This window comes from Methanosarcina sp., from assembly GCF_049706645.1.
Classification (GTDB): Archaea; Halobacteriota; Methanosarcinia; order Methanosarcinales; family Methanosarcinaceae; genus Methanosarcina.
Map to the genome: position 1 here is coordinate 43,115 of NZ_JBNAKP010000020.1, position 14,977 is coordinate 58,091.

The 14,977-nt window shown below is 41.8% G+C and carries 8 protein-coding genes; 2 read left to right on the top strand and 6 right to left on the bottom strand.

Annotated elements, in window-relative coordinates; all coding sequences use genetic code 11:
• Window positions 1-105: 105 nt before the first annotated feature.
• Window positions 106-1,530: a sodium/glutamate symporter gene (locus ACPK8D_RS08420; RefSeq protein WP_424717404.1), complete on the bottom strand. Its 1,425-nt coding sequence runs from the start codon at window positions 1,528-1,530 to the stop codon at window positions 106-108.
• A gap of 170 nt (window positions 1,531-1,700) precedes the next feature.
• The gene (locus ACPK8D_RS08425) at window positions 1,701-3,785 is read right to left on the bottom strand and encodes an MASE3 domain-containing protein (RefSeq protein WP_424717426.1); all 2,085 of its coding nucleotides are present in this window, start codon (window positions 3,783-3,785) and stop codon (window positions 1,701-1,703) included.
• 724 nt (window positions 3,786-4,509) lie between these two features.
• On the opposite strand from ACPK8D_RS08425, the gene ACPK8D_RS08430 reads away from it, so the two are divergent.
• Both ACPK8D_RS08430 and ACPK8D_RS08435 read left to right on the top strand, forming a co-directional pair.
• Window positions 4,510-5,163, top strand: coding sequence for a phosphoribosyltransferase (locus ACPK8D_RS08430; protein WP_424717405.1), 654 nt, complete (start codon window positions 4,510-4,512; stop codon window positions 5,161-5,163).
• A 66-nt stretch (window positions 5,164-5,229) separates the two neighbouring features.
• Entirely contained in the window at window positions 5,230-5,910 is a 681-nt protein-coding gene (locus ACPK8D_RS08435; protein ID WP_424717406.1) for a dienelactone hydrolase family protein, read from the top strand.
• 268 nt (window positions 5,911-6,178) lie between these two features.
• Here ACPK8D_RS08435 and ACPK8D_RS08440 read toward each other — a convergent pair whose 3' ends face one another.
• The 4 genes from ACPK8D_RS08440 to ACPK8D_RS08455 form a co-directional block, all read right to left on the bottom strand.
• A complete protein-coding gene (locus ACPK8D_RS08440; protein WP_424717407.1) occupies window positions 6,179-8,188 on the bottom strand; it encodes an MASE3 domain-containing protein in 2,010 nt (669 codons plus the stop codon).
• A 544-nt stretch (window positions 8,189-8,732) separates the two neighbouring features.
• Complete coding sequence (locus ACPK8D_RS08445; protein ID WP_424717408.1) at window positions 8,733-10,736, bottom strand: CHASE4 domain-containing protein; 2,004 nt, start codon at window positions 10,734-10,736, stop codon at window positions 8,733-8,735.
• A gap of 944 nt (window positions 10,737-11,680) precedes the next feature.
• Window positions 11,681-13,177 carry an FAD-dependent oxidoreductase gene (locus ACPK8D_RS08450; protein ID WP_424717409.1) on the bottom strand — a complete coding sequence of 499 codons (1,497 nt, stop codon included), beginning with the start codon at window positions 13,175-13,177 and terminating at the stop codon, window positions 11,681-11,683.
• Window positions 13,178-13,309: 132 nt separating this feature from the next.
• Entirely contained in the window at window positions 13,310-14,851 is a 1,542-nt protein-coding gene (locus ACPK8D_RS08455; protein WP_424717410.1) for an FAD-dependent oxidoreductase, read from the bottom strand.
• Window positions 14,852-14,977: the final 126 nt, after the last annotated feature.

Consider the following 14,977-nt stretch of genomic DNA (forward strand, 5'->3'; position numbering starts at 1 on the left):
AAAATAGAATTAATTAAAGCAGGGAAAAACAGAACCGGTTAAAGTGAAGAAAAAAATGGTTAAAATTGGTAAAAGAATTAATTGAAGTGAGTGAAATAGAATCGGTTACTTTCGGCCAAAATATAAAAGTCCCATTCCTACCCATAAAAACATAACAATAGTTGTCAGAATAAGCACGGGAATAGGGCCAAAATTGAATATTAGAGGAACTGATATAGCTGTAAACAGGCCTCCTCCTACAATTGGCTCAAACATGAGCTGTTTGTACCCAAAGCTCTCAAGCGCAGGAGATTTGTTATCAGGGTCTGCAATTTTCATCAACAGGAGTCCGCTTGCAGTCATACCCATTGACTGCCCAAAATCTCCTATGCCTCTTTCAAACCAGTATGAGGGTATCATTCTGGGCCCGAGAAAAAGGAAAGCTGCTACGTTCCAGAGAATACCGACAATACTCAGGATAATGAAAGGCCCCAGGTTATTCCCTATGACATTAAGGGAAAGAGTTGCAATAGCACTAACTATCAAAATATCCAGGGAAAGACCCTGTATCCTCATCATCAGGTTTCTATCAAGGGTTTTATACTTATCAAATTTATCAAGAAACAGCTCGAGAATAATTCCGCCAATCATCGCAAGCGGAAAAAGAGGCATGTTCTCCAGAAGATATATGCCAGTTATCCTGCCCCAGGTCAATTCTTCTATCAGCTGGAGGACTTGAAGAATAAAATAACCTATTCCTATAGCAACTCCAACATAAGCAAAATGAAGGGAGAGAGGTTCGATAGATTCGGGTTTCGTTGTAATTTTGCCTGCTGACTCCCTTGAATCGAAATCAACAATTCCTGCCTGTTCGCTTTTTTTAAGAGAGATTTCACCAGGGTTCTGCAAAACAATGGTTTTCCCGGTTCTTACACCATAGTTTAAAAGAACAATTCCGAAAATTACACTGAAGAGCAGTCCTATAGTAGCAAAGCCGAGTGACAGGTCTGCTCCTTCAGGGAATCCGACCTCTTCAAAGGTAGAAGCCAGACCTGCTGCAGTCCCGTGACCCCCTTCAAATCCGATCTCAATAAGTGCACCTGCCATCGGATCAATGCCAAAGAAAGGAGTCAGTATAAGAATAGCTATCAATATTCCGAAAACGTACTGTCCCCAGGCTACGGTCTGGCCAAATGCTACCTGGGGCCCGGCTATGTTCCAGATCTCTCGAATCCCAGGGAGCTTTTTCCCGAGAAAGAGTGTGGCAAAAATAATATTTATGAAAAGCCCGGGAAGAGCAGCCCATATAACCAGCATGTCTTCAGGAAATATCCCGCCTGAAAGCAGGGCAAGTGTAGTGTCCTCATATTCAGACCATTCAACCAGGTTGCTCAGGACCTGCGGCCCGAGGACGAGAGCTAGAAACCCACCGATTAAAGAACTGGGAATGAGAAGTCTCTGAAGATAAGGAGTAACTACCCTTACCCATTTTCCTAGAAGTAAAAGTATCCCCAGCACAATAAAGCTCATTCCTACCATTGAGGGTGACATATAAATTGTACCTTCAGACTCCCTGTGGTAATATTTATACGCAATGCATTAAATACCGGTTTATTTCTAGATAATATCTCCTCGTTCAATCGCAGATAAACTTACTTTTTGAAAAAGAGGAAAGCTACGAATCATGTTATTTTTATAGCCTGTACCTGGGGATTTCAATTTTACTTTCCCTCATTACTGAAACAGATAACGTATTCTGTTCCCGGGTTCCTCTTAAGCTCGATATAGCCATCGATCTGTTCCACAAGAATATTTACGAGCTGGAGCCCCAGAGAGTCGGTGGTCTGGAAGTCAATTTCTTCGGGAATTCCTCTTCCATTATCGGTTACCGTAAGTATATAGCGGAAATTATTATTATTATTATTATTATTTGTACAATCTTCGCCGTCTATACATTCTTCTCCGTTCGTACAATTCGTATGCTCCGGACAGCCTTTATCCGGACCTGAGACACCGTACTTTGCGGCAAAAGTTTCGGTTCTGCAAAAATTTATGTTGATTTCGCCTCCGCTTCCCGCAGGAAAAGCATGCTTCAGGGAATTAGAAACGAGCTCGTTTACAATAATCCCGAGTGGGATTGCAGTATCCATGCCCAGGAAAACCTGTTCAAGGTTCAGCTTGAGATTTATATTTCTATTTCCCACCCTGTACGAACTGAAAAGATCTGCGGTTAGCTTTCTCAGGTAATCTGAAAAATCGAGGGCATCCGTGCTTTCACTCTCATGCAATTCCTCGTGGATCATTGCTATTGATGCAACCCGATTCTGACTCTCCCTGAAGGCTTCGAGCACTTCTTTGTCTTCGAATTTTTCGGCCTGCAGGCTGAGGAGGGACGAGATTACCTGAAGGTTATTTTTTATGCGGTGATGGACTTCTTTTACCCGTATTCGGTCTATTCTTTCCAGAGCTTCCTCAGCCATTTTGCGTTCAGTGATATCATAAACCAGACCCTGGAACTTCTCTGAATTTTCAGATTCCCCAGGAATTCTCTGGATGATTTCCCTGACCCATTTTATCTCCCCGTCTATTCTCCGTACCCTGTATTCGCTTTCGACAATGAAATTGGGGTTTAACCTCAATTTATTCCTGTTTTTAAAGGTGACAGAGCGGTCTTCAGGTACGATTATTTCCTGCCAGTCGACTTTTCCGGAAAGGAAATCCTGTTTCGGATAACCTGTCATATCTTCAACAGGGCCGTGTATGAAGATCGGTTTAAAGTCCTTACTAAATTGGAATCCGATCCCCTGAAGGTTTTGCATGAAGGAACGATAACTGTCTGGATTGTCCTTTCGTTTGTTTTTCTCCTCAACAGTTTGATGTTCAGTCAGATACTTCTTGCCTATCATCCTGCAAATATGACTGTACTCATCTCCAAGAAACACGGCTTTCTGCCTGAAATCCTCTTCACGGTGCTTAAGTTCCCTGAAAAGCAAACTGCAAGGCTCTTCAAATCCGATATCTACAATTGCTTTATAAATCAGGTAAAAAGACAGCAATTTAAAGATGGGGCTTATAACGCTTGAAGCCATATCCATTTGACTATAAAATACAAAGGACAATTCCGCAAAGATTGTCAGGACCATCGATAGTGAAATCAGCCTGAAAACTTTTTCTTCAAATCTGTCCCTGGTTATATACAGGAGGAAAAGTGAGCAGAGAAGTATGAAAGAAATTATGTATCCGCTTGTTACTGTGAATTGAGTAAACCCTGATCCCTGAATATAGGAATCCGGGAAGTTCTGGAAAAAAAGGATTGAAACCAGGCAGGTAACAGTAATTACTGCGTATAAGAGAAAGGTCTTCCAGGCAAAAGTTGCGCTTTCAAGAATTCTGACGTTCCCTTCCTGGCTCTTTCTAGCGAGTATTAAAAATAACGGAGCTACCAGAAAAGAAGCGCTTTCAAGGGACCTTGCAACCGTCCGTAGCTGAACGGTGAGGTTTGTATCAAACCCGGGAAACACCCCCATTCCGTGGAATGCAAGTGTGCTCAAAAAGTCGATGCTTCCGACAAAGAAGTAGCCAACTCCAAGAAATATAAGATACCGGTTCTCCAGGCGGGATCTCGATTTCCAGACTATGAGAAATATCACATATGCAACATAGACGCTAAATAACTCTACTACTGTATGAAAGAGGAGGTAATTGTTAAGACTAATTAAATAAAGCAAAATGATTATGGTTATCCAGACCAGTACTTCATAGAGATCTATTTTTAACGTGTTTTCCCTAACGTCTGAGATGATCAGTTACCCCCATTACACTCAAGCGCCTGAAGAGTTAATCGGCTTCACGTAAGATTGAGTTATTTAGGCTTGTAAAGTGACTTTAACCTTGAGGTATTGGACTTATAAAATGACTTTAATCTTGAGGTATTAGACTTATAAATGACTTTAACCTTGAGTAATACTAAAACTTATTATGATTTTAGATCTGCAATAACCTGCAAGATAATGGAAGATGATGGAAAAGGAAGAGCAGAACGCATTGCAGAAAAGAGATTAAGAAGAAGCCCGAAGGCTCTATATCCCGTTTACCGTATCCCCCAATACAGCAGCCCAGATGATATGCTCCCCCAGATATATCGATTCCGAGCAGGATCAATGGCCTCCAGGAGTTCTTTTTTACTTCATACCCAGCTCACTTCCCAACTCCAGAATATACTAAGGACATAAATTATTTTAAATTAATTATTCAAAAAATTGCCTGTAAGCAAAAAATAATCTGGCATGAAAAGTTTTAAGCGCCTGATAGAATTTTTTATTATATCGGGTTAAAGTAGACAGAAAAAGAAAACAAATGTTCTCAAATTCTTACTTTCTCCTGGCCTCGATTTTGATAAAGGAGTAATTATATAACGTTTTAAGCTTAAAGTTTATACTCTATACGTTTAAGGGTTTGAACATAGATACTATAGATTAACATGGCTTATCTTATCAATTAATCCAGTTCGACAGGGGGTTGAGGGGACTAATGGCACTTTTTAAAGACAGGGTGGATGCCGGAAGAAAGCTGGCAAAAGAACTTTCAAAATATGCAAACCGTTCAGATGTGTTGATACTTGCGCTCCCACGTGGTGGGGTTCCGGTGGCATTTGAAGTTGCAAAGGAACTGAATGTAAAAATGGATGTGTTTATAGTGCGGAAACTGGGAGTGCCCGGAAACGAAGAACTGGCAATGGGAGCGATATCTTCTGACAACATCCGTGTGCTGAATGAAGACGTTGTCAGGTCTTTTCAGATACCTGAACGGGTAATTGATATGGTTTCTGAGAATGAACTCAGGGAGCTTGAACGCAGGGAAAGCACTTATCGTGGGGGTAGGCCCAAGCCTGAGATAAGCGGCTCAACTGTTATTTTGATAGATGACGGGCTTGCCACAGGTGCAACAATGCGTGCAGCCGCAGCTGCCATTAAAACTAAAAACCCGGCTAAAGTAGTGGTTGCAGTGCCTACGGCTGCACCTGATACATGCGAGTTCTTCGGAAAGGAGGTAGATGAGGTAATATGCGTGACTACCCCTGAACCTTTCTATGGGGTTGGAGCCTGGTATGTTGATTTCAGCCAGACAACTGACGAAGAGGTCATTGAACTCCTGGAGAAGGCAAGAGCCCTTCCGGCGAGATAATAACCCGATTTAATATTTACTCACATGCAGATCTGCAATTAACAGTAAAAGTTTTGGGGAGTTGGCATGAGCGAATTATCGAGTAAAAGCAAAAGTACTAATGAAATTCGAATTCCTATCAATTCTATTACACTTGAAGGAAATCTCACTATTCCTGAAGGAACAAAAGGAATTGTTGTGTTTGCACATGGTAGCGGGAGCAGTCGTTTTAGCTCTCGGAATCGATATGTTGCACAGGAACTTCAGAAAGAAGGCCTTGGAACACTGTTATTCGATCTCCTGACAGCTGAAGAAGAGAGAATTGACATGGTAACGGCTCACCTAAGGTTTGATATTGACCTGCTTGCAAACCGGCTTGTTGATGTAACAAACTGGCTTTTAAACAATCCTGATACCGAAAAGCTCAATATAGGTTATTTTGGAGCCAGTACGGGAGCTGCAGCCGCGCTCATAGCTGCAAAAGAGCATGCAAATATTGTAAAGGCAGTCGTCTCCAGGGGAGGAAGACCCGATCTGGCTGAAAAAGCCCTGCCGGATGTAAAGGCACCAACACTGCTTATTGTAGGTGGGGAGGATTTTCAGGTAATAGAGATGAATCAATGGGCATTAGACCGATTGAAGACAGGACAAAAAGAACTTAAGATTGTTCCCGGAGCAACCCATCTGTTTGAAGAACCGGGCACGTTAGAAGAAGTTGCAAATCTGGCTGGAGAATGGTTTAAAAAATATCTTCAGGAAGAGAAATAACAAGCCAGTAACAAGCAACAAGCCAGTAACAAGCTGTTAAATAGATTTAAAAACGTAATACAACGTAATACAGAATGATTTAAATAAACTATAATATAAATTTAAAAAAGCTAATAAATATTAATTTACGTAAGATAATAAATAGTATAAGTAAGCTAATAATATTTATAACTAAACTAATAAGATCATAATTAGACTAATAATATTATAAATAGACCAATAATATCATAAATAAGCTAATAAATGTTATTTAATTAAACTTTTATTTTTATTTCCCGGAGCTGCTGAACCGGATCACGAACTCGGTTCCCCTGTCCCTTTTAAGCTCAATACAGCCATCGATCTGTTCCACAAGAATATTTACTAGCTGGAGCCCCAGGGAATCAGTATTTTTAAAATCAATCTCCCCGGGAATTCCTCTTCCATTATCAGCCACAGCCAGGATGTAATCATTTTTCGGCTCACTCTGGCAGCCCAGACCCGTTTCTGAGTTTTCTAATTTTGAGGTGTATTTTTCTGTTTCTTGCAGGCAAATACTGATCTCCCCTTTATTTCCGGCAGGAAAAGCATGCTTCAAAGCGTTTGAGACCAGTTCGTTTACAATAATTCCAAGAGGGATTGCAGTATCCATGCCGAGAAAAACCTGCTCAAGTTCAAGCTTCAGGCTTATACGGTTGTTTCCAACCTGATACGAGCTGAAGAGATCTGCGGTCAGTTTCCGCAGATAGTCTGCAAAATCGAGGGTATCCATACTGTTACCTTCATGCAGTTCCTCATGAATTATTGCTATGGATGCAACCCTGTTCTGGCTCTCCCTGAAGGCTTCGAGCACCTCTTTGTCTTCGAATTTTTCTGCCTGCAAGCTTAGCAGGGACGAGATCACCTGAAGGTTATTTTTTATACGGTGATGAATTTCTTTTATCCGCGTGCCTTCTATTTTTTTCAAAGCTTCTTCTGCTATTTTATATTGAGTAATATCATGTACTGAGCCCTGAAATTTCACAGACTCTCGGGATTCATCCGGAATTTTTCGTACGAACTCTCTGACCCATTTTATCTCTCCATTTCCGGCACGTATCCGATATTCGCTTTCAATGACGAAATCCGGACTTGATCTCAATTTTTTCCTGCTTTCAAAAATCACAGAACGGTCTTCAGGTATGATTGTTTCTTTCCAATCAACCTTTCCGGATAAGAAGTCCTGTTTTGTGTAACCTGTCATTTCCTCAACAGGACCGTGTAGAAATATCAATGATAAATTTTCATCAAGCTGGAACCCGATCCCATGGAGATTTTGAATGAATGAATAATAATTTTCTTCATTCTTTTCCCACTTTTCCCCGCCCTCAGCGAGATATTTATTTATCCCGATCATTCCGCACATACGGTTGTACTCTTCCCAGAGTAAAGCTGCTTTCTGCCTGAAATCTTCTTCGCTATACTTCAGTTCCCTGAATAAAAAGCTGTAAGGCTCTCCAAATCCCATTTCTACAATAGCCCTGTAGACCAGGTAAAAAGACAGGAGTTTGAAGTAGTGCCCGAGGGCAAAAGAGAAATCATCAACGCGAATGTATGTGGTAAGGGTCAGTTCTGAGAGGATTGTCAATATTATAGAAGCTGCTAGAAACTTGAAGATCCTGTTTTCAAAAAAGTCCCTCCTTAAGTATAAGAAAATTAAAGAGCAAAGGAGGATTAAAGATATTATATACTCGCTTAGAATATCAAAACCAGTTGGTCCTGAACCTTCGACATAACTGTCAGGAAAGTTTCTGAAAACAAAAATAGAGAGTATACAGATCAGAGTAATTACCGCATATACAAAAAATACTCTCCAGGCAAACATAGATTTCTCTACAGGTCTCACATAATTTCTTACATTATCTGTACCGTGATTTGTTAAAAGCAGGGGAGCTACCAGAAAAGAGACGCTTTCCATATATCTTGCAGCTATCCAGAGCTGGGTAGGGAGATTTGTACCAAAACCCAGGAACATCCCCATACTTTCATATGATAATGTATGTAAGAGATCCAGAGTACCAACGAAAAAGTAAGATATTCCTATAAACAGAATGTACCTGTTCTCCAGAAAAGTTTTTGACTCCCAGGCAAGAAGAAAAATGACATATGCAACTATTATGCTGAAGAGCTCTATAAGGGTATGAAAAAGAAGGTTGTTACTAAGGCTAAGTATATGAAGCAGGCCTATTATAACTGCCCAGAATATTATACTGCTGTGCTTGAGGCTGATTATTTTTCCCCAGGTATCCGAGATATGCATAACCCCTTTCTTACAGTTTATTCTGTAGCTAAAAGAACCTATTCACTTTATATCAATTATATTGCCCAGTTTATAAATCCAGCTTATTTAATATTCCAATTTCTACCATGAATATTTCAGGAAATTCGAAAATGGATAGTGAGATCTTAAAAATACAAGAAACGAATTGAAAAAAAATAAACTTCAATTAAATCTGCGTTTAGAGCTTATATCATATTTAAAATTAAATTGGATTTAATTGCATTGCATTTAAATTTTCACTGTCTGGAGATCCCTATTTTTTTCACTGTCTGGAGATCCCTATTTATATTTGCTATCTGGTTAATAGATTTCCTGCTCTTGCCTTCGTTCCGGATACTTACGGCTTATGCACTCAGTCCGGTTATTTCTTGCTTGCGACCCCTGTCTAATTATTTCCCACTCCTGCTTCGGTTTATCTGACTATTTACCACTTTTATCTTCATTTTGTCTAATTAGTTCCTGCTCATATTCTTTGTCTGACTATTTCCCATTAGGACCTTTTATCTCATTATTTGCTGCTTGTCTAAATCTCATTTCTGAACTTTATAATGAACTTTACACCTTTTCCTCTTTCCAGATCGAGGCTGCCCTCTATCTGGTCTATAAGAGCATTCACAAGTTGCAAACCCAGCGTTTCCGAGTTCTTGAAATCGAGTTCTTCGGGAAATCCTCTTCCATTATCTGCATAAATAAGCCTATAACTTTCACTCGTTTCAGAAAGCTTCCTTGCGTTTCCAGGGAGGATTCTGTCCGGAACTTCGTTTCCGATTACATTTTCAGTAGATCTTTCTCTGACCAGGGAAATATCGATTTCCCCACCTGCCCCCGCTGGAAAAGCATATTTTATAGAATTTGTGAATAGCTCGTTTATTATGATGCCCAGGGAAACTGCCGTATCAACCCCAAGGAAAACGCTGCTGATATCAAGCTTTACCCGAATTTCGCCAGTTTCGGTATTGTATGATTTAAGAAGATCGGCTATCAGTTTGCGAAGATAGGATGAAAAATCAAGGGAGTCCAGTTTTCCGGATTCGTAAAGTTCCTGGTGTATGAGAGACATCGACAGAATTCGGCTTTCACTTTCCTTAAAAGCTTCAATGACTTTTCTGTCACTGAACTTTTCGGCTTGAAGATCAAGCAAAGATGAAACTATCTGCAGGTTATTTTTAATTCTATGGTTGATCTCTTTCTTCCGCAGCTGTTCAGCTCTTTTCTTTTCCGTAATATCCCTGCACATTTCGAGAACCCCTATAATCGTTCCATCCTCTTCGGTTACAGGGATTGCCTGGATAGACCAGATCCTGCCGTCCCGTGCAGTAAATTCCCCTGATTTTTTATTGCCTGTTACGAAAATTTGCTCAAGCTGCAGGTAATCGGATAACAGGCCACCTATGCCAGGAGCATCTTTAAGGGATATCCCGACTGTCTTTTGAAGATCCCGCTTCATACACTCAAGGGCAGCCTTGTTTGCCCAGATAATCTTAAGCTGGGGGTCTACGAAAATAACCAGCTCGCTCAGGGAGTCGAGCAGGACTTTCTTTTCTCTTTCCTGTGCCTTTAATTCCTGTTCTGCAAGATAAATGTCATTTAACATCCCGTTTATTTCCCTTGAAAGGCGATAAAGTTCATCATTGTCTTTAAGAGACAATCTTTTGGAAAGATCCTTCTCCGACCTGATCCGGGTAACGAAGTTGTCAATTCCGGTTAACCTTGAGATAAATAGCTTATCAAGCGCAAATTTAACTCCTGCCCCGGTCATAAGTCCGGTTAGCAAAAGGAAAAAATACATGTTATTCAGGGTTCTTTCACCATGTGAATAGAGTTCTCTTGGAAAATCCGCTCTCATAATAAGGGCAGGCTTGCCTGAAATATCCTGTAACTCAAAATAGCCGGCTACCTTCTCTTCACTAAGAGGTTCGACAATAGTTTTGTCAGGTTTCTCTGAAAAACTTTTGAACTTAGTCTGGAAATCAGGAGGCAAATCTCCATCGACCCTGTACATCAAAAGGGAGGAACGAGTAACTTCTTTGAAGTATTCAAGAAGGGCATTGTCAAAGAATCTCCCGAAAATCAAAGTGCCTTTCATAGGCCCCTGGTACTTTGTTGTAAGAATAGGATGGCATGAAACAAACATAGGGTTTTCTTCGAGCAAAACAAAACCGCTTATGGTGTCATTTTCGGTTTTTGTAAGTAGAGTTCCCTTTTCTACCAGATCAAGAAGGTCCTCCGGCACTGGCATTTCCTCTGCAGTGTCAATATCTATTGATTTTGCATAGACCACAGATCCGGCTTCATTCACAAAAAGCATGACATTAATTTTGATTCCGGCAAGAGTTTGATTTTGAAGGTTTACATTTATATACTGTTGATTCTCATCTTCAATAAATTTATAAGTATCATCCCAGCAGGCCCAATCCTGTACTATGTAATCAAGATACCCCTGTTCAGTTGAAACGGCATTCTGTACTCTTTCTACATTATCCAATGTGTCAGCCTGTTCAAGCTCCAGAAAGTTTGAAAGCTGCATATTGTGGGAAAACGTAAATGCCGCAATTAAAAATGCAAAAATTAGAATTGTGATTATAAAAACCTTTTTACTAATATCTATTCTGGACACCCCACAGATTGTAGATAAGAGAAAAATTAAGGATTAATAATCTATAAAGGAAGAACACTATATAAAATTTAGGATAAATATGAAATAAATTAAAAAGACAGATTATAAAATTTAGTATAAACATAAAATAAATTAAAGAGATAAGCGATTCTTTCCAAATTTCAAATGCTTGCGCCTACAGATACAAAATAATTTCAGAGACGCACCTCAAAACGTAGCCTTAATTCCGCAAGAGTGAACATCGAAAGGTAATAAATGATGTTAATAAAACAGTAAAAATAGATTGTAGAGTAAAAAAGAGAAAGAGTTGAGAACAATGGATTAAAAAAAGATATGAAAGCTATAGCAATTATGAAGCTGTAATCATAGACAGACAGGATAGAAGAGTAATCTCTGATCGCGAACAGAACCGGTTATTATGGGTATGTGGAAATAAGGATATGTTCAAAGTTCGAACAGTTTGCTCAGAAGCAGATAAATTTTAAAGATAGATTTAAATCTATTTCCCCAAAATCTAATAAAACCCAGAGGAGGCTAAGAACCTCGCTAAGCATACAAGTTATTTTAAATTAATTATTCAAAAAATTGTTTTTAGACAAAAAATAATCTTAGATTAAAAATTTTAAAACTCGCAATAATGGATATAAAACGAAAGTAAAGAGCTCAATTTCTCTTTCCGATATCTCTTTTTTCCCGTAACTCCTAACTATATAGTAAGTTGCGGATTGCTAATATCCTTACCTGCCCACCCATTTGATTCCCCATTTGATTCCCCATTTGATTCCCCACTTGATTCCCCACTTGATCCCAATCCCCTGGATATTCATCCTCTCTTTGCCTTTGCCTCATAACTATTACTGATACTGATTCTGCTCCTTTACCTTCTTTTCCAGAAGCCCATAAACGGCAGGACTCTTGATTACCTCTCCCCTAGCGTTATAGCGGGAGCCATGACACGGGCAGTCCCAGGTTTTTTCAGCATCATTCCAGAAGACGACACACCCCATGTGCCTGCAGGCAGGATTGAGGGTATAAAGTGCACCCTGCTGATCCCTGTATACTGCCACCTTATCTTCCCCTTTTTCAATAAGGGTGCCCTGGCCTGGTTCGATTTTAGGGAGATCTTCCCGAACTATGAACCGGGATACCGGTTCGGACCTTGAAGGATCATATACTTCAGTCCAGGGGTTATCCTTGCCAAGTATGGTATCCGTGAGAATTATTGCTGCGGCAGTGCCCGTTGTCATGCCCCATTTTCGGAATCCGGTCGCCAGATAGGAGTGCCCACTGTCCGGAGTAAGCCTGCCTATAAGCGGCACGCCGTCATCAGGCATAACATCCTCAGTTAACCAGTGATAGTCAATAGACTGTACATTATAGATCGACCTTGCCCAATCTTCAAGCTGCCTGTAATGCTCATGTGCTGAACCTCCATGCCCTGTAGGGTGTCCCTCGCCGACTGCAATTATCAGTTCGCCTCCCTCGGCGGGCTGGGAACGCAGGGACCGTACCGGCTCCTCGGCATTGATAAACATTCCATCCGGAAACGCCTCTTCAATATGCATTCCAAGCACGTATGACATTGACTGAGAGAGTCTCTTGAATAGCTCTCCAGGCTTATCAACAATAGGGAAATGCGTAGCCTGAATGACATCCCCGGCTCTTACAGTTCCCCTATCGGTTTTTACTACTACGGGCTCTCCTCCTTCTATCCCGAGTGCCCGCGTTTTCTCAAAGATATGGCAACCGTCCCCCTCAATCTCCCGGGAAAGGGCGCAGAGGTACTTTCGAGGATGAAACTGTGCCTGGTTGTTAAAGCGAACTGAGCCGTAGGTTTCGAAAGGCAGCGGTAGATTATCTTCAAACCAGGCTGGAAGCCCCAGGCTCCTGGCTGCCAGAACTTCATCCAGGATCTTCTGCGCAGAATCTTCAGAGCCGGCATAAACGTAAGCCGGCTTACGCACAAAGTCGCAGGATATGCCCCATGAACGAACTATGTATTCAATCCTCTCGATTGCCTCCTGGTTAGATTCGGCGTACTGTTTCGCCTGCCCTCTTCCTAATTGTGAGATCAGCCTGCTGTAGATCAGGTTGTGCTGGGATGTGATTTTGGCAGTCGTATAGCCCGTAACCCCTTTTGCGATCCTGTCGGCCTCGATAACTGCGACAGACACTCCAGCCTGCTTCAGAAGAAAAGCCGAAGTTATTCCGACTATTCCTCCCCCGATTATCGCTACGTCAACACTAATATCCCCTGAAAGAACAGGATAATTTGATTCAGGGGTAGTTGCCAGCCAGTATGATTCTGTCCTGCCAGGCAGAGTATAGCCAGTTTCCTTCCCGTTTGTCATATTTGTCACTGCGCCTTATTCTCGTTTATTTTAAGCGATAAGAAAATTTCCCTCATCAGTTACGGGCGAACGCTTAATAGACCAGCTATTTCACCCGGTATGATTATGCGGCCCTGTAGAGATACTGGCATTTCACTCTTTCATTTTCTTTTCCGAAAGCCCATATGCTGCAGGACTCTTGATTACCTCTCCCATTGCGTTATAACGGGAGCCATGACACGGGCAGTCCCAGGTCTTTTCTGCATTGTTCCAGGAAACGATGCATCCCATGTGCCTGCAGGAGGGGTCAAACGTGTGGAGAACTCCTGCCTTATCCCTGTATGCTGCAACCCTTTCGCCTTCGATTTTGACAATTGCTCCTTCTCCGGGCAAAATCTGCGAAGCTTTTTCATGAACAGGAGTTATCCGATCTCCCACAAGGCCTTTAGTCGCTTCGGCAGCCTGTGAAAAGAAGGTTTTAGCCGATTCGATAGGTTTGAATCTCGAAGGATTATATACCTCCTCCCAGGGATTAGACCTTCCAAGAACCAGATCTGTAAGGATCATCGCTGCAGCCGTACCTGTGGTCATGCCCCATTTCCGGAACCCTGTTGCAACATACAGGTTTTCGTTACCTGAGGTTAGCCGGCCAATGTAGGGAACATGGTCAAGAGTTATAACGTCCTGGGTCGACCAGTGGTAATCAATGGAATTGACTGAATAGACTGACCTGATCCATTTCTCGAGATTCCGGTAGTGGTCAATTTCGTTCCCCTCTCCAGTCCTGTGTCCGTCCCCTGATACGAGTATCAGTTCACCTTTTCCGGCAGGCTGGGAACGCAGAGACCTGACAGGCTCCTCGGCATTGATGAACATTCCCTGCGGAAAAGGCTCTTCAATACGAACCCCCAGCACGTATGAACGAGATTGATGTAGACGCTGGAAAAACAATCCGGGTTTGTCGTGAATCGGAAAATGCGTTGCCTGGATAACCCTATTTGCTTTAACGGTTCCCTTATCCGTTGTTATAGTTACAGGGCCATCTCCTTCAAGCTTCAATGCCCTCGTCTTCTCAAAGATATGGCAGCCATCTCCCTCAATCTCCTTTGCAAGGGCACAAAGATATTTTCTGGGATGGAATTGCGCCTGATTGCCGAAACGAACCGCACCGTATGTTTCGAAAGGCAGTGGAAGGTCAGATTCAAACGAAGCCGGGAGCCCAAGGCTTTGAGCCGCATCTACCTCATTTCGGATATTTCCGGTAGACTCTTCAGAGCTGGCATAAACATAAGCCGGCTTACGGACAAAGTCACAGGCTATGTTTTTTGAGCGTACGATGGAAGCTATCTTCTCTATGGCTGCCTGATTGGAATCTGCGTACTGCTGTGCCTGCTCTTTTCCGAATTTTGAAATCAGGCGGTCATAGATCAGGTTATGCTGGGATGTAATTTTTGCGGTCGTATGACCTGTTACCCCTGTAAGAATACGATCCGCTTCGATCACTGCCACGGAAGGTATCCCTGCTTCCTTTAAAAGGAAGGCAGTTGTAATACCCACCATCCCGCCCCCCAAAATTGCCACATCCATATGTGTATCTCCCGAAAGAGGAGGATAGCTGGATTCAGGCGTGGTTGCCATCCAGTAAGATTCTGCCTTTCCAGGCAGGATATAATCGGTTTCCTTCTGGTTTGCCATATCTTTCACCATAGAAATCTGGCGGGGCTTTACGCACCTGAGTCCGTCTCATGGCCGTGCCCTTTAAGCAGTAAACTCCAGAAATCGACTCAAGTTTCGTAAACCCCTTGTTCACGGTTTTCCCCT

What these genes read in the sequence shown, in the direction of transcription:
- ACPK8D_RS08420 (WP_424717404.1), bottom strand. Translation starts at nt 1,530, where the DNA reads ATGTCACCCTCAATGGTAGGAATGAGCTTTATTGTGCTGGGGATACTT.
- ACPK8D_RS08430 (WP_424717405.1), top strand. Translation starts at nt 4,510, where the DNA reads ATGGCACTTTTTAAAGACAGGGTGGATGCCGGAAGAAAGCTGGCAAAA.
- ACPK8D_RS08435 (WP_424717406.1), top strand. Translation starts at nt 5,230, where the DNA reads ATGAGCGAATTATCGAGTAAAAGCAAAAGTACTAATGAAATTCGAATT.
- ACPK8D_RS08440 (WP_424717407.1), bottom strand. Translation starts at nt 8,188, where the DNA reads ATGCATATCTCGGATACCTGGGGAAAAATAATCAGCCTCAAGCACAGC.
- ACPK8D_RS08445 (WP_424717408.1), bottom strand. Translation starts at nt 10,736, where the DNA reads ATGCAGCTTTCAAACTTTCTGGAGCTTGAACAGGCTGACACATTGGAT.
- ACPK8D_RS08450 (WP_424717409.1), bottom strand. Translation starts at nt 13,177, where the DNA reads ATGACAAACGGGAAGGAAACTGGCTATACTCTGCCTGGCAGGACAGAA.
- ACPK8D_RS08455 (WP_424717410.1), bottom strand. Translation starts at nt 14,851, where the DNA reads ATGGCAAACCAGAAGGAAACCGATTATATCCTGCCTGGAAAGGCAGAA.